This window comes from Sorangium sp. So ce590, from assembly GCF_051521365.1.
GTDB lineage: Bacteria > Myxococcota_A > Polyangia > Polyangiales > Polyangiaceae > Sorangium.
Genome location: NZ_CP150346.1, coordinates 8,148,197 through 8,173,908 on the forward strand (window position 1 = coordinate 8,148,197; position 25,712 = coordinate 8,173,908).

Here is a 25,712-nt window from a genome sequence, read left to right on the forward strand (position 1 = left end):
CCAAACTCACCGCCTGTGAGCTGCCGAAAAACAGCCGAGGATTCAGCGAAGCTGCCGGAGGAGTGCTTCGCGCTCGGCGACGAACCGCCCTCGGGGGAACTCTTGCGCGTGGGTGTTCAGCAGCCGGAGAGCCTCGAGGTTCGCCGTGACATTGCGGGCCTCGATGGCCCTCCGGGCCTGGTTGATCAGGCTCCGCTCGCGCTCCCCGCCGGTCGGTCGAACGGCGCTCGCCGGAGACGCGGGCCGGCGATCTGTCGTCGTTGTGGGAACGGGCGTGCTGCTCGCCACCGGCTGCGCGCGCGCGCTTCCTTGCTCCCTCGGCGACGAGATCTCGCGCGCTATCGGCGCGGCGGGTGCTGCGGCGCTGTGCGCGCGTTCTCCGCCGGCGGGCGCCGCGTCGCTGTGCACGCCGTCTCCGTCTCGCGCAGGCGACGCCGCAGCCACCCGCGTAGCGGGCGAGGTTGCAGGGACGCTGACCGCCGCCGCCCCGTACCACGATTCCAGGTCGGGCACGGAGGGCGCTGAGGAGACGAGCGCGCCGGTCAGCAGGACGAGCCCGCCCTGGACGAGGATCCTCACGCCCAGACGGCGCAGCGAGGCCACCCACGACGCGCGACGGCCGAGGCCCAGTGCGAGCGGCACGCAGAGACGATCGTCCCTTCCCTGCGAGCGCTCCTGCGCCTGCCACCGCTCTCGCTGCACCCGGAGCTCCTGGTGCGCCCGCCAGTGTCGCGTCCTCACCGTGTCCAGCGGAAGTCCCTGCTCGGCCGCGATCTCGGCGAGCGGAACCTCTTGGAGGTCGTGCTTGACCACGAGATCCCGGTACTTGGGATCGAGTTGGTCTATCAGCTCCCGCGTGAACTTTTCCCGCTGCCGTCTCCGGAGCAGCTCTTCCGGCGTGGGGTACTCGTCTCGGATCTCGCACTCTTCGAACGACGTCAGCACCTCGCCGCGGCGGCGTGCGTCACGGACGTGGTTGCGCGCCTGGTTGATGGCGATCGTGACGCGGTATGGCGCTGGGGCTCCCCCCGGGTCGAGTCGCTTGTCGGCCTCAAGCCCGCGCAGCAGCGCTTCCTGAGCGACATCGTCGGCGTTTCGCGCCGGCACGCCGTGGCGCCTGGCGAGGCGCCGGAAGAGCTCGAAGCCGGGGAAGACGGTCGGTGGCTTGCCCACGGTCAGCAGCACACTTGAGCGGGCCCAAACGCTTCAAAAAAAAGAACCAACGAGCAACGTTGGTCGGACCATGTAGGCCAAGGTCGCATTTTCAACTACGCGAAAGCGGGTCTAGAGGACGACTAAGCACATTCCGTCAGACGACCGCCAATTCTCGTCCAAACGGCCGAGGCGTCGCGATTTCTGGCGGTTGACGCCGAACGGCCGGCATCAGTAATGTCCCTGGATGCGTTGCGTCGCGCATTCGCTCTCGATATTTCTCGCGCTCGGGGTCGCAACAGGGTTCCCGACCTCGGCCAGCGCCGATGATGCCCGCTCGAAGGCGCAACAGGCTTCACGAAGTCTGCCAGCGCCGGCGATGTCCCCCGCGAAGGCGGGACCGAACGACAGTTCATCGATGAAGGACCATGTTCGCCGTGGTCAGAGAGCGCGCAATGCCGGGCGGTGGAGCGAGGCATACGCTGCCTACAAGGCTGCTTTCGACGCCGCGGACGCGACGACCAGCACCGAGCGAGAGCGCGCGGAGATCACCGGCGAGCTCGGCCTTTGCGAGGTCGCGTTGCACGAGTACCGCGATGCGGCCGAGCACCTTGCCAAGAGCCTCGAACAGCGCGAAGCGCTGCCGGACGCGCTCGAGCGTCGATTCCAGGCAGGCCAGCGCGAGGCAGTGAAGCGCGTCGCTACGCTCGTGCTCTCGGTGGATCCGCCCGACGCCGAGGTGCTCATCGACGGCGAGCGCGTCGGACGGACCGCGCGCACCTATACGCTCTTCTTCGAGCCGGGGGACAAACACATGGTGCGGGGCCGTGCACCGGGCCACGCGGATGCGTTTCAGGGGTTCCTTGGCGTGGCGGGCGTAGAGCACGAGATGACGATGGAGCTATCCCGCGCGGCGGCGGGGAGCGCCACGGAGGCGAGCAGCACGAAGGACGCCGCGCCAGCGACGCCGACCCCCTTGCGCACGTTGCCCGCTGCGCGCGCGAAGGCTCCCAGCCCGTGGGCCTCCTGGCCGGGAACGCTGCGCATCACGGGGATCGCCGTCACGACGGCTGGCGTGGCGGTGGGCACCCTCCTCATGATCCACGCGGGCAAGCTCGATGACGACCTGAGCGCCCGGCGAGATCGGCTCCAAAGCGAGCCGTCATCGAGCGCGTCGATGTGCTGGCAAGCGCCTCGGAACTCGCCATGTGGCGAGCTGGCGCGCCTGCAGGACGCGCGAAACATGTTCGGCCGCGCCGGTCTGGCCACGGTGATCACGGGCGGCGTCGTCGGTGCCGTGACCGCCGCGTCATTCTTCACGGACTTCTCCTTCCTGAGATTCAAGCCGGCGCAGGATCGGGTCAACGTATCGCCCGTGGCGAATGGGAATGAGATCGGCGCGCGAATCGAGGGGGTATGGTGAGCACGCGGGGGGCCGAGAGAATGGGTCCGCTGGCAGACCGAGGCGCCGTGACGTCGGTCGTCGCTCTCGCAGTCTGCGTGTGGGGAGCGAGCCCGCTGACAGCTTGCGCTGCCTATTCCGAGGATTGCTCGGAAAAGCTGGCGTGTGCTCCCGATCCGGAGCCTCCGCCCGACCCGTGCGCGGGAACGCCCGGCACAGCGCCAGCGCTCGACAGGTGCGGGGTGTTCGTCAGCGAGCAGGGCGACGACAAGAACCCCGGCACGAAGGACGCGCCGGTGAAGACCTTGCAACATGCGGTCGGGCTCGCCGCAAGCGGACGAGGGAACGGCGAGACTGCGACCAGGCGCGTGTACGCTTGTGGTGGGGCGTTCAAGGAGGCGATCTCGCTCCCGCAGGGAGTCGACCTCTGGGGCGGCCGTCTGTGTGCCGGCGGCGACTGGTCCTACGGAGGTCCGCTCGACGGGCAGAGCGCGTTGACCGTCATCGCTCCGCCCGTGGGGATCCCGGTGCGGGTCCTCGGGGGGGAGGATGCGGTCATCGCGACGGACGATACGACGTCCGTGATCTTCGGCGTGCGCGCCGTGGCGGCCGACGCCTCCGCGAGCGACGGCAAGTCGTCGATCGCGATGCTCCTGAGCCCTGGGGCCAGGGCGATCGTGCGGGCGAGCGAGATCCTCGCAGGCGACGGAAAGGATGGAGAGCCGGGCGAGGACGCGCCGAGCTACCGCGCGAACGCCGGCGTGGTGGGGAACAACGGCGTAGACGCCTGCACCGCGGATGTGGCGCTGGGCGCCCTTCCGGTCGTGACCGTGTGCGACGACGGCATCGAGTCGACGGGTGGCCAGGGGGGCGATGGAGGCCTCGAGACGGGCGGCGACGGGACGTCAGGATTGCCGGAACCGGTCGGGACTCCGGACAACCGCGGCTTGGCTGGCCGTGGCGCGTCCAGCATGCCGTGCAAGGATGGAGAGAGGGGAGCAGACGGCGCCGATGCCGAGCGCGCTGCCGGAGCGGTTGACCCTGGTCGTCTGGGCCTCGACGGATGGGTCGGCGTCCGCGGGAAGGACGGGGGGAAGGGCGGCGCCGGTCAGGGCGGCGGCGGGGGTGGTGGCGGCAAGGGGCGCGACGACATGAACTCGTGTCCGGCAGGTCGACCCCAGGGCGGTGCGGCCGGCGGATCGGGCGGCAGCGGCGGCTGCGGGGGCAAGGGGGGCCAGGGGGGCGGCTACGGCGGCGCGAGCATCGCGATCGTGGCCTTGCAAGGGAGCGACCTCACGGTCGATGACGCCAGCACGGTCCTCGGGGCCAAGGGCGGCAATGGCGGGGTCGGCGGAACGGGCCAGTGGGGAGGCTTTGGCGTCGGCGGCGGCCGAGGTGGACGCCTTCTTGTGACCGACACGTCGCGAGGGTGCGACGGCGGCTCTGGCGGCCACGGCGGTCGCGGGGGCGATGCCGGCGGCGGTCTCGGTGGCCACTCGCTCGGCATCGGCTCCGTGGGCGCTGCCGTGACCATCTTGCCGCATGGGACGGTCTCGCCCGGCCAAGCCGGCACCGGGGGACTTGGCGGCAATGCAACCCCGGAAAGCCACTCCGGCCAGGCGCATGACGGGACTAACGCGTTCTGGTACCGGTTCGATGCGCCAGACCCGGAACCGCCTCAGTGAACCGCCCTGTGCCGGCCGGCGCACGTCAGGAGACGCACATGAACAAAAGCACCGCAGCGACCTTGGTCCTTCTGCTGTCCCCGTGGGCCACTGGCTGCGGAACTGCTCCCGGCGTGAACGACCCTGGCGTGACGCCTTGTGAAGGCTCCTCGTGCGAGGACGGGCCGCCTCCGGAGTCGGTCTGCGTCGAGCACGTCGCGGCCGATATCATCGACGACGGCTGCGGCGTGTTCGTCGCCGGGGCATTGGGTGGGGGCGACGACGGGAACCCCGGCACGAAGGCGAAGCCGGTGTTCACCGTCGAGCGCGCCGTCGAGCTCGCGCGCACTGGACGAGGGCGCGTGTTCATCTGCAACGACGGATTCCAAGTGCATCAAATCAGGATGCCCTCCGGCGTGGATCTCCTCGGGGGCTTCGACTGCCGGCGATGGAATCGCGACTCTCGAATCCCGCTGTCCTCGTTTTCTCACAAGACGGTCTTCGGCCCCATGGTGATCGTCGAGCCCGCGGGCCCCGAGGACCGGGGGGCCGCGGACGGGGTGTCGACGCTCGCCGATCTCTACGTCCGCTCGGCGGGCGAGATCGGCGTGCTCATTCAGTCCAACACGGTGGTGGAGATCCTGCGGAGCGAGATCTCCACCCGCGGAGGAAATGGAGGCAGTCCTGGCGCGAAGTGGCAGCAGTACAGCCAACCGGATGGACCGGATGGCATGTTCGGTGGGGACGCGTGCTCGGCGGTCGTCGTTGCCGGCGGGCCTGCGGCCGTGAACGAATGCGAGAGCGGGCTCACGAGCGTTGGCGGCAAGGGCGGGGATGGGCTGCCCGACAGCGCCGAGGATGGAGGCGACGGGGAGCCCGCCGACGCTTCGCCCTCGGGACGCGGTGGTACCGCAGAGCAGGACGACGCCAGTTGCTACGTCGGATCCAAGGGGGGCCCGGGGGCTCCGGGGACGCAGGGCGGGCCCGGCAAGGGTATCGGACGCCTCACGGAGACAGGATGGGAGGGCGACACGGGGGGCGCAGGGACCTGGGGCACGCCGGGCCAGGGCGGCGGCGGCGGCGGCGGCCGTCGGGGCGGGCTCGCCCTATGCGACGTGGCCACCAAGGGAGGCCCGGGAGGCGGCTCGGGAGGGGCCGGAGGTTGCGGAGGCCGAGGAGGCCGCGGGGGAGCGAACGGACAGCCGTCCATCGCTGTCCTCGCGCTTGACGCCCGGGTGACCGTGCGCGACACAAAGATCACGGCGGACTTTGGCGGCAGCGGTGGCGACGGCGGGGAACCCCAGCGAGGCGGCCGAGGCGGCCGAGGCGTACGGGGCGGAGCGCTGGGGAATGGGTTTTACTCCTGTCTCGGCGGCCATGGAGGCGAGGGTGGGCCCGGCGGCTACGGCGGCCCAGGGCGCGGCGGCGACTCCATCGGCGTCGCCTACCTCGACGAGGACCAGCTCACGCTCGAGGGCGTGACCATCGAGACCGGACAGCCGGGCGCGGGCGGCACCAGCTGGAACCACGATGGCAGCATGACGGTGGGAAAGAGCGGCGAGGCCCACCCGACGCTTCGCTTTCCCGAATAGCCGAAGTCACGTCCCGGCGAGGACGGCGCAGAGCTCCACGACGGCGACGAGGGAGCTTCGGAATCCGAGTCCACGAGCCAGCTATCCAGGAAGCTGGAGGCCCAAGCGACCCTGGAGGCCGGCGGCTCGCCTTCACCGTCCCACGAAGCGACCAGCGCTTCGAGCTCACGCTTGGCAGCCATGGCGCGGAGAGTCCCCGACGATTCGTCGTGCGGGCGCATGCGCGCGAGCTCCTCCAGCATCTTGTCCTTGTGCAGAAGGTCATCCGTCGACGCTGACAAAAAAACCGCTGCCGACTGCCGATCTGACTCCGGCAATCTTCGAACCATCGCAGGCCACCTGAGAGTCAATCCAATCTGGTGATGCGCCCGGAGCACAGTAGGCACCGCAACGAACCGTTCCGGGAGGCTGCTCTCATCGACCTTTGCACGGGGTGCCGGCACGTCGGACGGCGTCAGGCAGGCGGTCCCGGGTGGCGCTTCGATCCGATGCAGCGCTCGACACGGATCTCGGTGCTCCGGGACGTGGCGACGCCGCGCGCGCACCCGATCCACCGCACGACGACCACGACCAGGCTCTCGCGGCAGGGCTCCGGCGGCTCTTCCGATCCGCGCCGCCAGCCGCGCAGCCTGCCCTCAACATCTGGTATGCTCGCGGAGTGCCTTCCGCCCGCTATCCCCGCTCCGCAGCCGAGATCCTCCGCACCGTCCCGCCGCGCCACCGCGCCGTGCTGCTCGGGTTAGGCGTGAACCTGGACGACCCTGCGGACGCGGAGCTCTTCGTCTCGGGTGTCCATGCCGCAGACGACGCGATCGCGGCGCAGGAGCGCTGGGAACGGGAGAGCGGGCGACGTTGAGCTGGTCCATCCCGAAGCGCGACCCGGGACCGCCTGCCTGACGCCCCCCGAAAACCGGCGACGGCGAGGCTCGGGCCGGCTATCTGCGTGGCCCGCGGAGACGTGAGCCGTGACCCAGAACATCTACGACGATCCCGGATTCTTCGAGGCCTACAGCCAGCTTCGCCGGTCCGTCGAGGGCCTTGACGGCGCGCCGGAGTGGCCGGCCCTTCAGGCCCTCGTGCCCGACCTGACCGGCCTGCGCGTGGTGGACCTTGGCTGCGGGTTCGGCTGGTTCTGCCGGTGGGCGCGCGAGAACGGCGCAGCCTCTGTGCTCGGTCTGGACGTGTCCGAGCGCATGCTGCAGCGGGCCAGGTCAGAGACCTCGGACGAGGCGATCCTCTATACGCCGACGGATCTGGAGCGCCTCGACCTGCCGGAGGCGGCGTTCGATTTCGCGTACAGCTCCCTCGCCCTGCACTACATCGAGCACCTCGGCGGGCTGCTCGCCGCGGTACACCGGGCCCTGGCGCCTGGAGAGCGCAGATCGCCGCCCGGCCGGAGCTCGCGGAGGAGCGCGAGCGGCCGATCTTCCTGCTGGTGGCCGCCCAGCGCTAGAAGGGTCGACGACCTCGCGAGGTGCCTTCGACGAGCCCGCGCCAGGAAGCCCGAAGCCGTCCCGGCGCCCCCGCCCGGGGCGGCCGGCATGCCGTGAACCCATCCGGGCGAGCTGGCTCGTCCACGCGGGAGATGGGTCGCACCCATCTCCCGGTGGACGTGCCTCCAAGAAAAGATGGGTCGCACCCATCTCCCGGTGGACGTGCCTCCAAGAAAAGATGGGTCGCACCCATCTCCCGGTGGACGTGCCTCCAAGAAAAGATGGGTCGCACCCGTCTCCCGGTGGACGTGCCTCCAAGAAAAGATGGGTCGCACCCATCTCCCGGTGGACGTGCCTCCAAGAAAAGATGGGTCGCACCCGTCTCCCGGTGGACGTGCCTCCAAGAAAAGATGGGTCGCACCCATCTCCCGGTGGACGTGCCCGCGTGTCGTGCAGGAGGCGCTGTACCTCGACCTCCTGCGCCTTGTCGCGGCGGGCTTCGGCGTCTCCATCCTCCCGGAATCCATCAAGAACATCCGGCGCCGGCGTATCGACGTGCGCCCCGACCGTCGTCCCCCAGTAACCAACCGTCGCCCCGCCCCCGCCTCCCGAGACGTCCGGCCTCCCGGGGGAGCCGTCAGTCCCCCCCGACGCCCACCTCGCGCCAGCGGATGTCCACCCGCTTCGCCCCGAGCTGGGTCGCGAGCGCCGTGAGCTGCCGCGCGGCCTGCGCCCTCGCGCGCACCATCACGTCCCCCTCGAGCGCGGCCTTCTCGATCGCCGCCGTCGCCTCCTTCCGGGCCCGCGACTCGAGCTGCTCGTTGCGCCGCGCGAGCAAGCTCGTCGACCGCGTGTAGACGTACGTCCCGTCCTCGTCGAGCCGCGTCGAGAAGACCTCCGGCGCCGGCAGCGTCAGCCGCGCGACCCCGGTCTCCGGATCCATCGCGATGTCGTCCTCGCCGAGCCGCGCGAGATCGACGCCGATCGTGACGTGCCCCACCGCGACGAGCAGGAGGGCGTCGCTGGCCTGCACAAGGCCGAACAGGCGGCTCTGGCGGTCGGCCAGATCCACGACCTTCTCGACGTGCACCTCCGTGGTCTCGAGCCGCGACAGGTCGCGGATCGCGACGAGGATCGCAGGAGACGGCCGCACGACCACGGCGCTCTCCGGCGCGGGCGCGCGGAGGCGCGGCGCCACGACGAGCGCGCCGAACCCGATCGACGCGAGCGACGCGACGACGAGCAGCGCGATCCGCGCGGCGCGGCCGGCCTGCGCGCGGGGGCGCGGCGCGTGAACGGCGACCGAAGCGTAAGGATCCTGAAGCGGGCCTTCCATCGGGGGCTACCTCGGAGGGCCACAGGCGCGCTGGCGCCCGCGGCAGCTCGGCTGGACACAGACCCGCGGAGCCGCGCGTCCTCGGGAGAGAGTTCTGGGAACAGGAAGGCCGGAAGGCGAGAAGAATCGACCTGCCGGCCTCACGCCGCCGGCGTCACGCACCGCGGCGCGGACATCGCCGGCCGCGCGGCCGAGGACGAGAGGGCCTGCTCGAGCATCCCGTCGTCGATGTCCCCCTCGGCCGCCTGCTCGATGGCGAGCCGCACGTCGCGGTTCGCGCAGCCCTCGGCCGCGATCCGCAGCCGCTCCGCCGTCTGGACGTCGCGCGACGACGAGAGCGCGAGCGCGGCGCCGATGCGGAGCTCGGCCGGCGCGCCGCCGTCCTCGAGCACCGCGAACGCCTGCTCCCGCGTGAGCGTCGCCGTGCGGTAATCGGCGCCGGCCTCGCTCACGAGGCGGCGCAGCGCCGCCCGCCAGGCCGGCGCAGGCAGGCCGCGGCGCTCGAGGAGCGCGCCGGCGCGCCCCACCTCGCGCGCGCCGCACCCGCTCCGCTCGCGCAGCAACGCGAGCAGGTGCTCGCGGCGCCGCTCGGCGAGCACCATGCTGAGCCCCGTCTCGCTGGGATCGCGCAGCAGCTGCGGCGACACGAGGGTGAGCGGGAGCTCCTCGCCCCCCGTGAGCAAGAGCTCGACCCCGAGCGCGGTCTCGTCGACCCGCTCGATGCAACCGAACGAGACAAAGCGCTCGCCGGCCTCGTCCCGGAGCGAGAGCCCGTCGCTGCCCGCCACGAGCACGCGGCGCGCAGAGCCCTCCCTGAGCAGCGCCGCGAGCGCCCACGCCGAGCCGCCCGTGACGACGCCGAGCGAGAGCGCCAGGTCGAAATCGAGCACCGCCCAGCAGATCAGGGACACGAGCGACGCGACCCCGACGAACAGACGGCGCCGGAGCAGCGGAGACACGTCGTCATAAAGCCGAGCGCTCCACGTGCCCCGCGCCCGCCCGGCAGCGATCGCGCCGAGCAGCCGCTCCGCGTCGACCGGGTCGTCGACGCGCACGCGGATGACATCGCCGTCGTCGGTCCTCAAGGTGACCTCGCCACCGGAGCTCGAGAGCCCCGCGCGCGTGAGCGAGAGGAGCGAGAACGACCTCCGATCACCAGGACGCTCGATCCACAGCGCGTTGCTCACCCGGACGACCGACGCGCCGGACGAGCCCACCGCCGCCCAGAGCCAGGCGATCGGCGTGTACAGCATGCACGCGAGGCAGAGCAGCGCGAGCAGCAAGCCAAGCAGCACGAACGGCGTCAGGAGCACCGTCGCCAGCGGGCCGGCGATGGGCTCGACGAGCGAGGCGATCGAGAAGACGACAAGCAGCCAGGCGAGCGCCGACATGAGCAGCCGGCCGACGAAGCGCGCCTCCGCGTAGGGCTGGATGAGCACCCCGCAACGCTTGAACACGCCGTCACTTCCAGCGGTTCCTGCCACCCCATCACGGTGAGCTCACCCGCCCGCAAGTTCAAGCGTACAGCACAATTCTAACGTAGGGAGAACCCTTGCGCCGTCGCGGCGACGGCCGTCCTCAGTACGCGTCCGCCGGAGCGCGCGCGTCCGCGGGGAGCGTGAGCGGGAGCATCCCCACGGCCGCATCCCCGCCGTCCAGCCACTGATACCGCGCCAGGTTCGAGAGGACACGGCCCACGTAGGCGCGTGTCTCATCATATGGGATCCGCGCCACCCACACGTCGGTGTCCCGGTCGATGCCCCCCTCGAGCCAGTGCGACACGGCCTTCGGGCCGGCGTTGTACCCCGCCGTCGCGAGCGGCAGGCTGCCCTCGAACGTCCGGAGCAGCTTGCCGATGTAGAAGCCGCCAAGGCGCAGGTTGATCGGCGCGCTCTTGAGCTGCCCGAGCTCGAAGCCGAGCGAGAGCTCGCCCGCCGCCTTCCGCGCCGTCGCCGGCATGAGCTGCATCAGCCCGACCGCGCTCGCGGGGCTCACCACGACGGGATCGAACGCGCTCTCCTGGCGCATCAGCGCGTGGACGAGGCCCTTCGGCAGCCCGTGCTGCGCCTCGAGCGCGCGCACCTCGCCGACGTACGGCTCCGGATAGACGCACTCCCACGTCCAGCGATCGGCCCCCGAAGGCGCGCGCTGGAGCGCCGCGGCGGAGACCGCCTGCGTGCCCACCCGGTAGCGCCGCTTCGCGGGCGAGAGCATGCCGTACATCCTGCAGAGCGCCTCGCTCTCCTGCCCCGCATAGGCCGCCGTCACCTCGCGCTCGTTCTCGGCGAGGTAGCTCTCCGCGTCGCGGTCGAGCCCCATCGACGCGAGCAGCGACGCGGCCGGCGGCAGCTTCACCTCCACAGGCAGCGCGTCCGGGAGCGACGCCGGGACGAGCAGCGGCGGCATCGGCGCGCCCACGGCCGCGAGGCGCGACCGCGCGAGCAGCGCGCCCCACGAGAGCGGCTGCTCCTTCATCACCTGCGTCCAGAGCCGCACCGCGCCGGCGCGATCGCCGCCGCGCAGCGCCGCGAGCCCCGCGAGCTCGCGCAGCCTCGCCGCGTCGGCCGCGCGCGCGCCGCGGGCGAGCTGCTCCAGCGGCTTGCGCGCCCGCGCGGCGCCGCTCGTCGAGAGCGTCGCGAGCGCGCGCTCGTAGAGGGCGTCGTCGCGACGCTCGCTCCGCGGGTAGGCGGCGATGAACCGGCCGTACTGCGCGACCGCCTCCGCGTAGCGGCCGACCTGCATGAGGAGGCGCGCGGACAGCAGGCTCGAGAGCTCGCCCCAGCGGGTCTTCCGGAACCTGCGCGCGACCGCGAGGTGCCGCTCGATCGCCTCGGCCTCGCGGTGGAGCCGCGAGAGCGAGCGCGCCGCGAGGTGCAGTTGCTCCGCCTGGCGCGCCGACGGCGAGGCCGCGACCTTGAGGAACGCCTCGGCCGCGCCCGCGTAGTCGCGCGCCTGGTACAGCGCCGTGGCCCTGCGGTGGCGGAGCTCCGACGCCGGCACGCCCGAGAGCTTGTCGAGCTCGGCGATCGCCTCGGCCGCGCTGCCCCCGGCGACCATGGCGTCGACCTTCTGGAGCCGGTCCTCCTGCGAGAGCTGCCCCGGCATCGCGGCGAGGAGCGCCGCGGCCTCGCGCCCGTCGGGCGACGACCGCGCGTTCTTCACGATCCACCGGAGGTCGGCGAGCGCGAGCGCCGCCGCCGCCGCCGCCGCCTTCGCGCCTCCCTTGTCCTGAGGCCGCTCGGCGGCCTCGCGCACGCCGAGCTGGACGCGCGCCCGCGAGAGCCGCGCCGCCGCCTCGTCGCGCGACCTCCGCGCGCGCTGCGCCGCCGTCACGGCCCGATCGGCGAGCGCGCGGGCCTGCTGGAGATCGCCGCCCTTCATGTAGGCGATCGCCGCGCGCGCGAGGCCGGGCGCGCCGCTCGAGGCCTCGAAGTACGCCGCCGCCGCGAGGAACGGCCCCGCCTCGAACGCCGCCTCGGCGCGGTGGCGCGCCACCTCGCGGGCGAGCAGCGGCAGCTCCTGCTCCAGGCCGTGGAGCAGCTCCACGGCCTTGCCGTGATCCCCGTGCTCGAGCGCGACGCGCGCCCGCGCGTACTTCATCGCGGGCAGCGCCCGCTGCTCCATCGGCAGGGCGTCGAGCCGCTCCGCCGCCTCGGCCCAGCGCTCGAGCCGCACCGCCTCGACCCACGCGCCGTCGGCCATGAGCGGCGCGAGCGGCGCGACGGCGGCCGCGGCAGGCGGCGCGGCGGAGGGCGCGGCGCGCGCGGTGCTCTGCGAGGGCGGCGGCCCGGACGCGTGGTGCTCGGCGCACGCGACGAGCGAGGCGCCGAGGAGACACACGGCGGCCAGCCGGCGGCGCGCCTCCCGCGACGACGGCTTCGATGGCGACGGAGCCCGTTTCATAGCCGACCCGGCGCGGTGGACGCCCCACCGGCAGCGCGCCACGAGGACCGGGCCCCGCGGGACGACGGCCTCCGCGCGCAGGCCGCTCGAACCGCAGCGCTCGCGCTGCCGACCCCTCTAGCTAGCAAGCTTCGGCCCGAGGTCGCAAACAAAGTGTCGGGCCCGACGCGATCCACCGCTTTCCGATCTCGACGTCCTCCTCGAACAGAAAAGCCTCGACCTCGTCGAGCGAGCCGGCGCGGTTCGGCGGCGCGCCGAGGCGGAGCGCCGCGGCCTTGCCGAACGCGGCGACCACCGGGTGCGGCGAGCTCGCGAGCCGCAGGAGCTCGGGCACGAGCTCCGCGGCCCCGAGCACGCCCGCGAGGATCGCCGCCAGCGGCCGCGGATCGGCGGGGCAGTCGTAGCTCCACGACAGCGCCGAGCGCAGCACCGCGATCGTCTCGGGCGCCGCCGCGCGCGCCGCCGCCGTGCGGTAGCCGCCCCCCGGGAGCACGAGCTGCGCGGCGCCGCGGCTCGTCGCGCAGACGCCGTCCGCCGCCTGCAGCAGCGCCGCGGCGATCGGCTCGGTCACGCCGTCGCCGAGCACCGTCAGCCCGTCGATGTCGCCGGCGACGGGCCGCGCCGCCTCCTGCGCATAGCCCTCGAGGTTGGCGAGGAGCCGATCGAGGTCCACCGCGCCCGCGGCGCGGCCGGCCAGCACGTCGCGCGCGGTGTGCACCGTCACGAGGCTCGACACGACGGCCGGCGTCCCGCCGCGCATCGTGTGCGAGACATCGACGCTCACCCGCTCCACGGCGGGCCACCGCAGCACCCGCGGCGCGGTGTCCGGGTCGACGAGGATCCCCCAGGGCACGACGGCCATCGCCACCTCGCGCGCGCCGCGCTGGACCCGGAGGCGCTGCTCGGCGCGGGCCAGCGCGAGCGCGCCGAGCGCGCCCCCCATCGCCATGAGCCCCAGCGCGAGCGCCTGGCTCCCGGCGCTCCACAGCGCCGCGGAGGCCCCCGCGAGCCCCGCGGTCCCCGCCGCGGCGAGCACGCCGGTCGAGCCGGGCCCCGGATGGAGCCCCACGTAGCGGAAATCCGGCGGAGGCAGCTTGCGCAGCACGGTGACGACCCCGGACAACGACTCTAGGCCGCCGCGCCGCCGCGCGCCACCGGATGCGCGGGGTCGCCCCCCCCTGCGCGAGGTGGCGCTGGCGGGCGCTGCCGTCGCCACCCCGCGCGCGGGGCGGTGATAACTTCGCGGGCGGTGCTGCTCTCCCGCGTCCGCCTCGCCCATGTCGGCCCGTTCGATGACCTCTCGCTCTCCTTCGAAGACGCCGCCGGCGCACCCCGCCGCCTCGTGGTCCTCTTCGGCGGAGACGGCGTGGGCAAGACCTCGATCCTCTCGGCAATCGCGTCGACGCGGCCCGGGTACGCGGTCGCACAGCTGAGATCGCGCGGAGACGACGGCTCGCCCCCGCTCGTGGTCACCGACTGGATGCTCGGCACCGACGACCCGGCGCGCGCGCACCCGCTGCGCGTCGCGAGCCCGAACGCGCGGCTCGACGAGCCCGAGGACGCGGCGCTCCTGCGGCGGAGGGAGCAGGCGCTGTTCGAGCGGCGCGCGGCGGAGGGGGGCTTCGTCCTCGTGGCGCTCTCGGGCGCGCGCTGGTTCTCCCGCACCTCGATCCTGCTGACGACGCCCGAGCGCAGCATCCTCCGCTACGATGTGCGCGCGGCCGCGAGCTTCGACGACGCGACGCGCACCGATCTCGCCCGCGAGACGAAGCAGGTCCTCTCGTTCATCCACATCGCGGCCGCGATCGCCCGCGACCGCGCGAAGAGCCAGCCGGAGGCGCGGCCTCCCGCGCGCGCGGACGCACAAGGAGAGCGGCTCGGCGCGCTCGAGCGCGCGCTCAAGGAGGTGCTCGAGGCGCTGCTCGAGGGCCACGAGGCGACGTACGCGGGCGTCGATCCGCTCCGGCTCGAGCCGATCTTCGAGCGCGCGGACGGCCAGCGCGTCGATTTCGACGAGCTCGGACGGAGCGCGCGGCACACCATCGCGTTCGGCGCGCTGGCGCTCCGCGCGCTCGCCTCCGCGCACCCGACCGGCGATCCGCGGCTCGCCGAGGGGGTGGTGCTGATCGACGACATCGAGGCGCAGCAGCCGGTGCACCGCCAGCGATCGCTCGCCGCGCGCCTGCGCGCGGCGCTGCCCAACGTGCAGTGGATCGTCACGACGTCGTCGCCCGCGATCGCGCTCGGCTGCGAGCTCTCCGACGTGATCGCCCTCCGCCGCGAGCCCTCGTCGGGGCGCGTCGAGCTGCACGAAGGCCCGGACGCCGCGCTGCACTGAGCCGCGCGGCGGCGGCGCTGCGCGCGCCGCCTCTCCCCTGGCCCGCGGGTCCTGGCGCCGCGCGCGTCAGGCGAGCGGCACGGCGAGGAGCACGATCTCCTTGCCGCGGACCTCGACCTTGTAGCGCATGGGCTTGCCGTGCTTCTGCCCGAGCTCGAGCTCGCTCGACTTGAGGCGGGCGACGAACGCGTCGCGGGTGATGTGATCCATCGGGTCGCCGAGCGACCTCTTCGCGGCGATGTACTCGGCGAAGATGCGCGCGTAGTAGGCGCCCTCCGGCTCCTCGAGGAGCGCCTTGGCGTCGGCCGGGATCTCGCCGGGGGACAGCGCGACCATCCGCTCGTCGACCTCGAGGGCGTCCCGGAACGACGCCGACGTGGGCGCGCGCGACGGGCGCCCCTCGGCGTCGGTCTCGTCCTCCTGCACGCCGAGCAGCTGGTTCAGGAGCGAGTTCAGCCGGAAGACGAGCCCGCCGAGCTCGGCGTGCTCGATCTCGAACCGGAGGTCGGTCCGGCCGTTCATGATCGCGAGCAGGCCGTCCTCGATCTCGGAGACCGGCTGCGAGATGTACGCGTCCAGGAAGTAGGCGGCGATCACGACGAGCACGAGCCCGAGCGCGGTGACGCCGAGCAGCGGCCAGAGCAGCGAGCTGGCGAGCCCCGGCGTCTGGAGCTGCGCGATGCTGAGGAGCACCGCCCGCCGCCCGTCGCCGTATCCGTCGAGCGCGTGCCCGACCGCGGTGTACTCGCCGGAGAGCCCGCTGATGTCGACCGACCGCCCGGAGCTCAGCGCCTGGAGGGCGCTGTCCTTCGCCGGCGACGCCGTGAGCGCCGCGACGAGCTGCGGCCGGGCGTCGCGCGACTTCGCCACCACGTCGAGCCCGTCGCCCGACTGCATCGCGACGACGAGCAGCCGCCCGCTCGTGCGCTCGCTCGCGTTGGTCAGCCGCTCGTCGTTCAGCGCGGTGCCCACCGCGACGGCGCCGATGATCTGCCCGGCGTCATTGCGGATCGGCGCGTAGGACGCGAGCAGCTGCTCGTTGCGCGCCCGGCTCACCCACACGTCCGAGCCGGTCACCCCCTGCTCGATCGCGCGCTTCAGCGACGGGTAGACGGCGCCGAGGTTGTCCCCGCGCATGAGCGCGGAGGCGTTTCGTCCGAGCACCACGCCCTTCGTGTCCACCAGGACCACGAGAGAGGGCGGGGTCCTGGCCAGCTCGGGCGAGGCGGCGACCGCCTCCCGGATGGCGTTGGCGGCGCTGGTGGCCGCCTCGGCGCGGGCCGGGGCGGTGCCGGCGTTGAACGGCTCGCGCAGCTTCGGGTCGCTCGCGTGGGAGGCGAGCCACCGCTCCAGCACGAGGCCGTCCACCTGAAGCTGCGCCATGGCGGCGGCGAGCGCGCGCGACGCCTCGCCCGGACGCCCGATCTCCCCGAGGGGGGCGCGCGTGAGGGCGTACGAGAGCCCTCCGACCATGAGGACAATCACGGCGAAGACTGCGATGATCTTTCCGCGCATCCTGCGTCTCCACTCCTTCTTTCCGGGGCTCAGGGCACGCTACCATCCGCTGCGGCGCTGCTACAACTCTCCACCCAGCTCATGGTGCACTTGAATCAGCCGCACTCCGAGGCCCCGCGCCTCTACGTCGTCGACGACGCGCTGTTCGAACAACATCGCGCGCGCGGCGCCCACCCCGAGCGCCCGGAGCGCCTCGAAGCCGCCCGGCGCGCGATCGAGCGCTGCGCGGCGTCCGGCCTCTCGCTCGAGAGCGTCGCGACGCGCGACGCCACCGAGGAAGAGCTCGTCCGGGTCCACGCACCCAGGTATCTGGAGTCGCTGGATCGGGTCAGCGGGCACTACGCGGCGCTCGACCCCGACACGTACGTCGTCCCGCGCTCGGTCGACGCGGCGAGGCGCGGCGCCGGCGCCGCGGTGGCGCTTGTCGAGGCGGTGCTCGCCGGCCCCGGTCGGCTCGGGGTCGCGCTGCTGCGGCCGCCCGGCCATCACGCGACGCGCGACGCGGGCATGGGCTTCTGCCTCCTGAACAACGTCGCCGTGGCGGCGAGGGCCGCGTTGAACAGCGGGCTCTCGCGGGTGGCGGTGATCGACTTCGACGTGCACCACGGCAACGGCACGCAGGACATCTTCTGGGACGACCCGCGGGTGCTGTTCTGCTCGCTGCACCAGTGGCCGTTCTATCCCGGCACCGGCGCCGCCGAGGAGCTCGGCGGCGGCGAGGGCTCCGGCTACACGGTGAACGTGCCGCTCTCCGACGGGGCGACGGATGCGGTCTACGAGGCGGCGTTCGACGAGCTCGTCCTGCCGGTGCTCGACGAGTACGCGCCCGAGCTCATCCTGGTCTCGGCCGGGTTCGACGCGCACGAGCGCGATCCGATGGCGGCGATGAAGCTGTCGCGCTCGGCCTACGCGGCGATGGGTCGCCGGCTCGCGGCGATGGCGACGGCGAAGGCGGGGGGGCGGCTCGCGATCTTCCTGGAGGGCGGCTACGACCTGGCCGCCCTCGAGAGCTCGCTCACGGCGGCGCTGCTCGCGGCATCCGGCCGCGAGACGGCGGACGAGCCGGCGGGCGCGGCCGGGCCGCCGGCGCAGCGCGCGCCGATCTCGACGCGCCACCGCGCGGACCTCGACCGCGCCCGCCGGGTCGCGCTGCGCCGGTGGGCGACGCTCTGAGCGAGGCGTCCGGGGCCGGGGGGGCGCAAATGTCGGGGCGCGGGAGCGCCAGAGGGAGGCCGCCGGAGGCCGCGGGAGGGAAAGAGCGACGCCCTGAGCGTTTACCCGATTGCACTCTGCGCGGAGCTGAGTATTCTGCCAGGCCTTCGCAGCCCACGGGCCGCGAAGAACGGTGGGTATAGCTCAGTTGGTAGAGCACTGGATTGTGGCTCCAGTTGTCGCGGGTTCGATTCCCGTTACTCACCCCAGGTAGAACAGCCCGAGATCGTTGGCGAACCCCGTCAGGCCGCCCTCGTCGGGGCTCCCCTTCGTTACTTCGACCAGAGCGCCGAGAGGTCGAGCTCGACGGCGTCGAAGGGCTCTACCCGAACCCGCGCCGCGGTGGAGCGGGCCGCGCTCCCAGCCCCGGCCCGCTCGTTGAGGATCCACCAGCCGCCTGGGCCGCCGCGACCGCGATGGAACGGGCCGCCGATCTCCATGATGAGGGCGGCGCTCGCGTTCGCATGGCGCGGCGCTGGCCGGGGCATCACGTGCAGCTGGCCGCCGATGAGCTCCGCCACCTTGTTCGGCGGGACGGCTTCCATGTCGGCGTACGTGGCGCGGCGCTGCTCCTCGGCGGGCTGGCCCATGACCGGAGCCTGCCCGGGGACGCACGGCGGGGCAAGGCGAGGCGGCGGGCGCTGGCGAGGGCGCCGAGGAGCCGGCCGTCGGGCGCCTCTCTCCGGGCACACCGCAGAGTTTGATTCATGGATATCCACCCATCGCGGTGAGCCATTATCCCCTCTCCCGGAGACAGCAAGTCTCGCCTCTGTAACCCGTTCGCCACAGTACCCGCGTAGCGTCCGCGCGCATGAAAACCACTCTCCCTGGGAGCCGCGCGCTGGCCGCGCGCCTCATCTCTGCCGCTTTCCTCGCGGCCTTCGCGCCCGCGCTCGCGGCGTGCGTCGCCCCGCCGGGCGATGTCGCGGATCCTGCCGAGCTGCCGGCACCCGGCGCTGTCGATGTCGTCCAGCCGCTCAAGCTGTCCGAGCGCGCCCGCGTCCCCGAGAAGGAGCCGGGGTTCGTCGCCGCGGAGCTCGGGGATCACGAGCTCGTCATCACCCACGACGGCAGCCTGTCGCCGTTCGCCGCGGGCGACGTGCTCGGCGGCACGCAGGGCGGCGGCTACCTCGCCCGCGTCGTGCGCGTCCGCGTGCTCGACGGGGCGCGGGTCGCGCTCGAGACGACGCCCGCCGATCTCACCGAGTTCATCACCGAAGGGCATTTCCACGTCCACTACGACGCGCGCGAGTACGCGCAGGCCATCGACGAGCACCTCGCGCGCGCTCGCGAGATCGGCGTCGAGGACGGCGAGCAGATCGCGAGCCAGGCGGAAGCCCTGAAGATCTCGTCCGGCGCCTCGATGAAGCTGTTCGAGCTCTCCTCGGCCTCGCTCCCGGCCTCGTGCGGGGTCGACGCGCACGGGACGGCGGCGCTCGACGTCACGGCCGAGCTCTCTCCGGTGCTCGACTTCGAGGTCCACGTCGGCCCGCGGGGCACCATCAACCCGGTGCCGGAGCTGAAGCGGCTCCGCTTCGTGGCGTCGGGCAGGCTCGACGTGAGCGCCGAGCTCCACGGCGCCGGCACGGTCACGGGGCGCTGCACGGTCGATCTGCTCGAGCTCGCCGGGGGCGTCCCCAGCGTGCCGCTGCCGACGCTGACGTTCTGGGTGGGCCCCGTGCCCATCGTCGTCACGACGAACGTCGTGCCGAAGGCGAAGGCCGAGGTGGGGCTGTCCTTCATCGCCGCCGAGGTGGCGGCCGAGGCGCAGACGACCGCCGAGCTCAGGGCCGGGGTCGAGTACAAGAACGAGACGTGGCGCACGATCTGGGAGCCCTCGTGCTCGGCCTCGGGGACGGCCTCGATCGAGGCGCCCGGCCCGATCACGGCGTCCGGCAAGGTGAGCGCCGGCGCGGAGCTCCGAGCGCGCCTGTACGGCATCCTCGGTCCGAACATCGGAGTCCAGGCGTATGCGCGCGTCAGCGCGGAGACCGCGCCGCCCTACTGCTCGTACGACGCGCGGGTCGACGGCGGCGTGCACGCCTACGCCGAGGCGGAGGCCGGCGTGTCGGTCGGCCCGCTCGACCTGACGTTCAAGAGCCTCGATCTGGTCGATCTCGAGCTCCTGCGCTTCGACGGACCGCACACCTCGGGCAAGCTCCGCGACGCGCCCGAGTGCGACGCGGAGCCGTGATCGCGCCGGGCATCATCGCGCCGGACATCCGGCCGGGAGGCGCGGCGCGCCCCGCCTCCCGCGCAGGCGCTCGCCGGGCTCAGGGGTCCGCGCACGCGACATAATCACAGGACGCCTCGTTCACGCACGCCTCGGTTCGTTCCACGAGATCGGCTCCCTCCATGCCGAGGCACGCGGTCTCACAGCCGGTCTGGCTCGGCGGCGGCGCCTCTTGCTCCTCCGCGCAGAGGATGCGGTGCTTGCAGAGCTCACTGCACGCATGCAAGCTCTCTTCTCCCTTGCACCCGGCCGCGCCCGCGACAGAGAGGCCGAGAGCGGCGGCGATGACGAGGGGAATCGATCGGAGTCCTGCGTTCTTCATGGGCAGCTCATCTCGGTTGTAGGGCTCTTCCCGGCGAGCGACCGGCTGCCCGGGTCAGCGCACGAGAAGACGAGCGAGCGACCCGGCACGATCGCAGCGCTCTGCAACAGGCCAGCTGGCCTCACCATGAGGCCACGCCTCCGCCCAGCATAGACGAATCCCAGGCCGCCGCCCACGGCGCGCCGCGCGCGCGGACGCGCAGACGCGCAGACGGCAACCTCCACGCACCGCCGCACCGCCGCACCGCCGCCCGCCGCACCGCCGCGCGGCCGCGCTGGCTCGATGCGCAGGACGTGGTACATTGTGTCATGGGTGTCCCGACACGCCCTCCACGTCCCAGGCCAAATGTCGTCCAAGGAATCCGATACCCTGCTCGCGGCCGACCCAGCCCGGCGGCCGGATCACGAGAAGCCCGAGTCCACGCGGCTCCCTCTCGTGCTCGTGGTCGATGAGGACAGCAGCCTCTGGCAGCCGCTCGGCGCCTTCCTCTCGGAGCGATATCACCTCGTCGTGTGCACCTCGGCCCTCGACGGGGTCGCCGCGTTCACCGAGGATACCTGCGCCGTGATCATCGATGTGCGGATGTCGGGGCAGGACGGCTTCTGGGTCTGCGACCAGATCCGGAAGGTGCAGCCGGAAGTGCCCGTGATCTTCTATTCGGCGTATCAGGACGAGAAGGACTCGTTCGAGGTCATCAACGCGCACCGGCCGTTCGCCTACGTCGACAAGCACGGCGCCGCGCAGAGGCTCCTCGACGCCCTCGAGAAGGCGACGCGGATCTTTCAGAGCACGCTCCGCAGCAGGCGGATCATCGAGCGGCTCCAGCGCCGCCGACAGGAGGCGGTCTGACGCCGCAGACGAGCGAGCCGCGCCAGCGCGACGACCGACGAGATCTGTGGCGCGCGCTGGTCCAGCTGGTGCTCAGCCTGGGCGCGCTCTTCGCGCTCATCGCGCTCGCGGCGCACCTCGCGCGCGACCAGCTCGACGCGCTCGGCCGCGGGTTCGTGCAGCGCTTCGGCCTCGCCGGGATGTTCGTCGGCACCTACCTCGCCGATGCGTTCTCCTTCCCGATCCCGCCGCAGTTCTACATGCTGACGGCGATCTCCTCGGGAGGCTCGCAGGTCGCGCCCATGATCACGATCTCGGCGGCCTCGCTCCTCGCCGGCTGCACGGGGTACCGCCTCGCCGGCCACCTCGCGCGTCTCCGCATCTTCGCGGCGCGCCTCGAGCGGACGCGGCCCAAGATAGACCGGCTCTTCGACCGTTACGGCTACTGGGCGATCGCCGTCGGGAGCCTCTCGCCGATCCCCTTCTCGATGCTCTGCTACATGTCGGGGCTGTACCGGATCCCGCCGCGGTACTTCTTCACCATGGTACTGTTCCGGGTGCCTCGCCTCCTGGTCTTCTACGCCCTCATCCGGCTGGGATGGAGCCAGTGACGCGGGAGGCGTGAGCTCTATCTGGGGCTGTCCGTCTCCTCGGACGGGTTCACCCGGACGCGCTCCAGGATCTGATCGACCATGCCGAGATCGATCCCGGAGCGCTCCACGACGTTCCTGGAGAACAGCCGAGTCGCCTCCTTCGCGAGCTCCTCGTCCGGGAGGAACGGCCGCGCGGGCGACCGCGGCGCCGGCAGGCCGATCTCCTTCTCGAGCTCGGAGATCGCCCGGATCATCTCCTGGTAGCAGGCGGAGGCGATCTGCACGGAGAACGGGAAGACCTGGGCATTGCCCCGGCCGGCGCGCACCGCGTGCAGCGTCGCGGCGGCCTGCTCGGCGAACTGGCGACTCCCGAACGCGTTGGCCATGTGCGCGTACATCGCGATGGACTCCTGGTCCGCCGCGAGGTCCTCCTCCCTCGAGCGCGGCGCCCCGGCCGCAGGCGCCGAGGACCACCGGACGATCGTCCGCGCGTAGTCGTCGAGCGCGCGCCGCTGGAGGGCCAGTCGCACCAGGAGCGCTTCCCGCCGCTGTCTCTGGAGCTCCGCCCTGGCCTCGTGCTCGGCCCGCCGCTCCGCGCTGAGATCTGCCGATCTGCGCGCCAGGTAAGCGCCGATGAAGAGGGCGACGCCGTTGCTAACAGCGATGAAGAGCATCTCCAAGATCTTGGGATCCATGCCGCTCTCAAGACTTCTAGCACGTTCGCGCAGAACGCAGAGATATGCCGCATGACGCGAAGAAAAGTTGGCCACCTCCCTCCCCCCGTGCAGGTGCGTCGCCATCCCACAGGCCGCCGCGGCGCAGCGCTCGCCGGCGAGCTCGCCGCGCCACGGCGCCCGGCGCGCCGGCCGTGGCCCCATGTGCCCCGGAGTGATTCACATGAAGGCGGGAAGGCGGGAAGATCATTGATCTTTTCTCTTCCCGCCTTCCCGTCTTCATGTTCGAATCCGGCCACCACCGGGGCGCCCGGGCGCGCGGGCGGCCGTGATACGATGTTCGCATGACCGGCTCACGCGACGCAGGGGCGGGCCCGCACCTGGCCTGGCTGGAAGGCCCGCTGCGCGAGGCGCTGGAGAGGAGCCTCGCCGACCGGCTCGCCGGCAGCCCCGGGGCGGAGCGCAACCTGGACAACGCGTTCTGGGGCGCCCCCGCGCCCCGCGACCTCGGCGAGGCGCTCACCCGGCTCGGGCCGACGTGCGTCAACGTGGTTGCGCGCGTCTTCGAGCGGTTTCGCGACATCGACCCTACGCTCGGGCTGTGGGCGCAGATCAGGTATCTGCGCAACGTGTGGGTCGGCGGGAGCGCGGGATTCAAGGTGGTCTACGCCGAGCCGGCGGCGATGCGCGAACGCCTCGACGGCCAGTTCGCGGGGACGGGCGGCCGCCGCATGGCGCGCGACACGATCCTCGGGGGGATCGAGCACCAGCGAGGCGCGCTGTTCGGCGCCCTCGCGGGGAGCATCGGCTCGCTCCTCCGGGGCGGCGAGCCGCTCGACGCGGACAGCTGGCGCGAGGTGCACCGGCCCGATCAGGAGGCGGTGCACGTCTGCGTGGGCAAGCGCGAGCCGCGGCCGCCGGAGCTCGATGACATCCACCTCGACTGGAGGTCGCCGGTGGTGGGCGTGAACGAGGCGACCCGCCGCTGCCGGTATGGCCTCCTCATCGGCGTTGTCCACTGGACGCAGGCGCGGTTCGGGCTCGGCAAGCCGGTGTTTCCGTTCCAGAGCATCGATGACCGGATCGCCGCCCTCCCCGCGCGCGAAGGCGCGCCGGCGCGCTGGGCCGAGCTCGCGGCGCGCTGGCGCGACGCGCGGTGGACGCTCGCGATGCGCGGCAGCCACGGCGCGGACGAGGCGCTGCGGTGGCTCCGCGAGTGCGACGAGCTGGCCCCGGCGCAGGGAGAGGGCGGCTGAGGGCCCATGCCCTACCCCGCTCCCGACGGCACCGAGCTTGTCGAGCACCTCGGCGCAGGCGCCACGTTCGACGTGGCGCTGGTCCGGCTCGGACGCCCGCCGCGCGCTCCCGCGCTCGTATGCAAGCGCCTCGTCCCCGGCGTCCTGCACGAGCACGCCGGGCGGGCCGCCATGGTCCGCGAGGCGAAGGCGCTCTCCCTCGCCCGGCACCCTGCCCTGCCCACGCTCGCGCGCGTCGGCGCCGACCGCCACGGCCCCTTCCTCCTCGAGAGCCGGCGCGAGGGCGCCTCCCTCCGCGACGTGCTCGACGGATGGCGCGGCCGCGGCCGGTCGCCGCCCGCCTCGCTCGTCGTCCACGTCGTCCGGACCGCGATCGAGACCCTCGCCGAGCTCCAGGAGCTCGAGGACGCCGAGGGGCCGCTCGGCTTCGTCCACGGCGATCTCGGCCCCGATCATGTGCTGCTCGGTCCGCTCGGCGACATTGGCCTCGTCGATCTCGGCGCCGCGCGGTTCCGCGGCATGGATCCGGATCTCGAGACCGCCGACCGGGGCACCCTCCCGTTCGTTGCCCCCGAGATCGCCCGCGGCGAATCGCCGCCGACCGCGCGCGGCGACGTCTACGCGATGGCGGCGACCCTCGTCGCCTTCGCCACCGGCGCGCCGCTCACGCGCGCGCGCGAGCAGGCCGCGATGCTTGTCGAGATCGGCGAGTCGGGCCTCCGCCTCGACGCGCTCGCCGCGGCGGAGGCGCTCTCGCCGGGGCAGCGCCGCGCGCTCGTTCGCGCGCTCGATCACGATCCGGAGCGCCGCGTGGAGAGCGCGCGGGCGCTGCTCGACGACGTCGACGCAGGCGCTCCGCGGGGCTAGCTCCGCCCGCGGAAGCGGGGGAGGACCCCGCGCGCGCCCGGCCCTCGTGCCCGCCAAAGGTGGACGCACGCGGCCCATGGGATAAGTCTCGCTCGCATGAAGCCCCACCTAGGTCACGACAGGCTCGCCCTCGACACGCTCGCCATCCACGCCGGGCAGCCGCCGGATCCGACGAGCGGCGCGGTCATGACGCCGATCGTCCTCGCGAGCACCTTCGCGCAGGAGCGGCCGGGCGATCACAAGGGGTTCGAGTACTCGCGCAGCGGCAACCCCACCCGCAAGGCGCTCGAGACGTGCCTCGCCGCGCTCGAGGGAGGGCGCCACGGCTTCGCCTTCGGCAGCGGCTCCGCGGCGACCGCCACCCTGCTCCACACGCTCCGGCCCGGAGATCACGTGCTCTCGGGTGACGACGTCTACGGCGGCACCTTCCGGCTCTTCGACAAGGTCATGCGGCCGATGGGCATCAGCTCGACCTCGGTCGACATGAGCGACCTCGACGTCGTCCGCGAGGCCCTCACCCCGGCCACGCGGATGATCTGGATCGAGACCCCGACGAACCCCATGCTCAAGATCTCGGACATCGCCGGGATCGCCGGGATCGCGCGCGCGCACGGGGCGCTGCTCGTTGTCGACAACACGTTCGCCACGCCGGTGCTCCAGCGGCCGCTCGACCTCGGCGCCCACGTCGTGGCGCACTCGACAACGAAGTACCTGAACGGGCACTCGGACGTCGTCGGCGGCGCGCTCATCACCTCGGAGGACGCGCTCGCCGAGCGGGTCGGGTTCCTGCAGAACGCGCTCGGCGCCGTGCCGAGCCCGTTCGATTGCTACATGGTGCTCCGCGGGATCAAGACGCTCGGCGTGCGCGTGCGCCAGCAGTGCGCGTCGGCCGCGCTCATCGCCGCGAAGCTCGCCGAGCACCCCGCCGTCCAGGCGGTGCACTACCCCGGCCTGCCCACGCACGCCGGCCACGCGCTCGCCGCGCGGCAGATGCTCGCGCCAGGTGCGATGATCTCGCTCGTCGTGCGCGGCGGCCTCCCCGTCGCCTCGCGGTTCCTCGAGCGGCTCGCGATCTTCTCCTGCGCCGAGAGCCTCGGCGGCGTCGAGTCGCTCGCCGAGCACCCCGCCCTCATGACCCACGCCTCCGTGCCCGCGGCGGCGCGGGAGGCGCTCGGCATCGCCGACGGCCTCCTCCGGCTCTCGGTCGGCCTGGAGGCCAGCGAGGACCTCTGGAACGACATCGCGCAGGCGCTGGGGGACGCGCGCGCGCCGGCGTCGACCGCGTGAGCGCGCCGGACGCGCGAGCGCCCGCGGCGCGGAGGCGCGCGCGGGGCGCGGAGGCTCGCGCTCGCCGCGTGAGGCGCGGCCGCCGTTTGATCGCGGGCCCCCGAA

General features: G+C 72.8%; 20 protein-coding genes, 1 tRNA gene and 2 pseudogenes. 14 read left to right on the forward strand and 9 right to left on the reverse strand.

Annotated elements, in window-relative coordinates:
- Positions 1-42: 42 nt before the first annotated feature.
- Positions 43-1,173 (reverse strand): RNA polymerase sigma factor, encoded by a 1,131-nt coding sequence (locus WMF28_RS30675; RefSeq protein ID WP_437596913.1) that lies wholly within the window; start codon positions 1,171-1,173, stop codon positions 43-45.
- Positions 1,174-1,399: 226 nt separating this feature from the next.
- On the opposite strand from WMF28_RS30675, the gene WMF28_RS30680 reads away from it, so the two are divergent.
- From WMF28_RS30680 to WMF28_RS30700, 5 genes and pseudogenes are all read left to right on the forward strand, one after another.
- A complete protein-coding gene (locus WMF28_RS30680; protein ID WP_437596914.1) occupies positions 1,400-2,575 on the forward strand; it encodes a hypothetical protein in 1,176 nt (391 codons plus the stop codon).
- Between the two features lie 221 nt (positions 2,576-2,796).
- Positions 2,797-4,239 carry a hypothetical protein gene (locus WMF28_RS30685; RefSeq protein WP_437596915.1) on the forward strand — a complete coding sequence of 481 codons (1,443 nt, stop codon included), beginning with the start codon at positions 2,797-2,799 and terminating at the stop codon, positions 4,237-4,239.
- Between the two features lie 38 nt (positions 4,240-4,277).
- Positions 4,278-5,810 carry a hypothetical protein gene (locus tag WMF28_RS30690; protein ID WP_437596916.1) on the forward strand — a complete coding sequence of 511 codons (1,533 nt, stop codon included), beginning with the start codon at positions 4,278-4,280 and terminating at the stop codon, positions 5,808-5,810.
- 658 nt (positions 5,811-6,468) lie between these two features.
- Positions 6,469-6,666: a hypothetical protein gene (locus WMF28_RS30695; RefSeq protein ID WP_437596889.1), complete on the forward strand. Its 198-nt coding sequence runs from the start codon at positions 6,469-6,471 to the stop codon at positions 6,664-6,666.
- A gap of 109 nt (positions 6,667-6,775) precedes the next feature.
- Positions 6,776-7,183 (forward strand): annotated as a pseudogene (locus tag WMF28_RS30700) (class I SAM-dependent methyltransferase); the annotation flags it as partial.
- Positions 7,184-7,880: 697 nt separating this feature from the next.
- On the opposite strand, the gene WMF28_RS30705 reads toward WMF28_RS30700, so the two are convergent.
- The 4 genes from WMF28_RS30705 to WMF28_RS30720 all read right to left on the reverse strand — a co-directional run bounded on the left by WMF28_RS30705 (position 7,881) and on the right by WMF28_RS30720 (position 13,605).
- Positions 7,881-8,579, reverse strand: coding sequence for a DUF4230 domain-containing protein (locus tag WMF28_RS30705; protein ID WP_437596917.1), 699 nt, complete (start codon positions 8,577-8,579; stop codon positions 7,881-7,883).
- A gap of 140 nt (positions 8,580-8,719) precedes the next feature.
- Complete coding sequence (locus tag WMF28_RS30710; protein WP_437596918.1) at positions 8,720-10,036, reverse strand: hypothetical protein; 1,317 nt, start codon at positions 10,034-10,036, stop codon at positions 8,720-8,722.
- A 121-nt stretch (positions 10,037-10,157) separates the two neighbouring features.
- Entirely contained in the window at positions 10,158-12,482 is a 2,325-nt protein-coding gene (locus WMF28_RS30715; RefSeq protein WP_437596919.1) for a transglycosylase SLT domain-containing protein, read from the reverse strand.
- A gap of 121 nt (positions 12,483-12,603) precedes the next feature.
- Positions 12,604-13,605, reverse strand: a complete 1,002-nt coding sequence (locus WMF28_RS30720) for a hypothetical protein (protein WP_437596920.1) — start codon at positions 13,603-13,605, stop codon at positions 12,604-12,606.
- Between the two features lie 126 nt (positions 13,606-13,731).
- Between WMF28_RS30720 and WMF28_RS30725 the strand changes: the two genes are divergently transcribed.
- Positions 13,732-14,820, forward strand: a complete 1,089-nt coding sequence (locus WMF28_RS30725; RefSeq protein ID WP_437596922.1) for a hypothetical protein — start codon at positions 13,732-13,734, stop codon at positions 14,818-14,820.
- A 66-nt stretch (positions 14,821-14,886) separates the two neighbouring features.
- Here WMF28_RS30725 and WMF28_RS30730 read toward each other — a convergent pair whose 3' ends face one another.
- Positions 14,887-16,335 carry an MXAN_5187 C-terminal domain-containing protein gene (locus tag WMF28_RS30730; RefSeq protein WP_437596924.1) on the reverse strand — a complete coding sequence of 483 codons (1,449 nt, stop codon included), beginning with the start codon at positions 16,333-16,335 and terminating at the stop codon, positions 14,887-14,889.
- Between the two features lie 81 nt (positions 16,336-16,416).
- Between WMF28_RS30730 and WMF28_RS30735 the strand changes: the two genes are divergently transcribed.
- Positions 16,417-17,508, forward strand: a complete 1,092-nt coding sequence (locus WMF28_RS30735) for a histone deacetylase family protein (RefSeq protein WP_437596925.1) — start codon at positions 16,417-16,419, stop codon at positions 17,506-17,508.
- Between the two features lie 172 nt (positions 17,509-17,680).
- Positions 17,681-17,756: transfer RNA gene (locus WMF28_RS30740), tRNA-His, on the forward strand.
- 165 nt (positions 17,757-17,921) lie between these two features.
- On the opposite strand, the pseudogene WMF28_RS30745 reads toward WMF28_RS30740, so the two are convergent.
- Positions 17,922-18,137: pseudogene (locus WMF28_RS30745) on the reverse strand (Uma2 family endonuclease); the annotation flags it as partial.
- Positions 18,138-18,358: 221 nt separating this feature from the next.
- Here WMF28_RS30745 and WMF28_RS30750 point away from each other — a divergent pair.
- The gene (locus tag WMF28_RS30750; RefSeq protein ID WP_437596926.1) at positions 18,359-19,741 is read left to right on the forward strand and encodes a hypothetical protein; all 1,383 of its coding nucleotides are present in this window, start codon (positions 18,359-18,361) and stop codon (positions 19,739-19,741) included.
- Positions 19,742-19,820: 79 nt separating this feature from the next.
- Here the strand turns inward: WMF28_RS30750 and WMF28_RS30755 are convergent, their stop codons facing one another.
- Positions 19,821-20,102, reverse strand: a complete 282-nt coding sequence (locus tag WMF28_RS30755; protein WP_437596927.1) for a hypothetical protein — start codon at positions 20,100-20,102, stop codon at positions 19,821-19,823.
- A 345-nt stretch (positions 20,103-20,447) separates the two neighbouring features.
- On the opposite strand from WMF28_RS30755, the gene WMF28_RS30760 reads away from it, so the two are divergent.
- Complete coding sequence (locus WMF28_RS30760; RefSeq protein WP_437596928.1) at positions 20,448-20,951, forward strand: response regulator; 504 nt, start codon at positions 20,448-20,450, stop codon at positions 20,949-20,951.
- Between the two features lie 68 nt (positions 20,952-21,019).
- Complete coding sequence (locus WMF28_RS30765) at positions 21,020-21,541, forward strand: YqaA family protein (protein ID WP_437596929.1); 522 nt, start codon at positions 21,020-21,022, stop codon at positions 21,539-21,541.
- A gap of 17 nt (positions 21,542-21,558) precedes the next feature.
- Here WMF28_RS30765 and WMF28_RS30770 read toward each other — a convergent pair whose 3' ends face one another.
- On the reverse strand, positions 21,559-22,218 hold the full coding sequence (locus tag WMF28_RS30770) for a hypothetical protein (protein ID WP_437596930.1): 660 nt from the start codon (positions 22,216-22,218) through the stop codon (positions 21,559-21,561).
- Positions 22,219-22,541: 323 nt separating this feature from the next.
- On the opposite strand from WMF28_RS30770, the gene WMF28_RS30775 reads away from it, so the two are divergent.
- The 3 genes from WMF28_RS30775 (at position 22,542) to WMF28_RS30785 (ending at position 25,607) form a co-directional block, all read left to right on the forward strand.
- Positions 22,542-23,453: a hypothetical protein gene (locus tag WMF28_RS30775; protein WP_437596931.1), complete on the forward strand. Its 912-nt coding sequence runs from the start codon at positions 22,542-22,544 to the stop codon at positions 23,451-23,453.
- Positions 23,454-23,459: 6 nt separating this feature from the next.
- Positions 23,460-24,320, forward strand: a complete 861-nt coding sequence (locus WMF28_RS30780; RefSeq protein WP_437596932.1) for a protein kinase domain-containing protein — start codon at positions 23,460-23,462, stop codon at positions 24,318-24,320.
- Between the two features lie 96 nt (positions 24,321-24,416).
- Complete coding sequence (locus WMF28_RS30785) at positions 24,417-25,607, forward strand: cystathionine gamma-synthase (RefSeq protein ID WP_437596933.1); 1,191 nt, start codon at positions 24,417-24,419, stop codon at positions 25,605-25,607.
- Positions 25,608-25,712 lie beyond the last annotated feature (105 nt).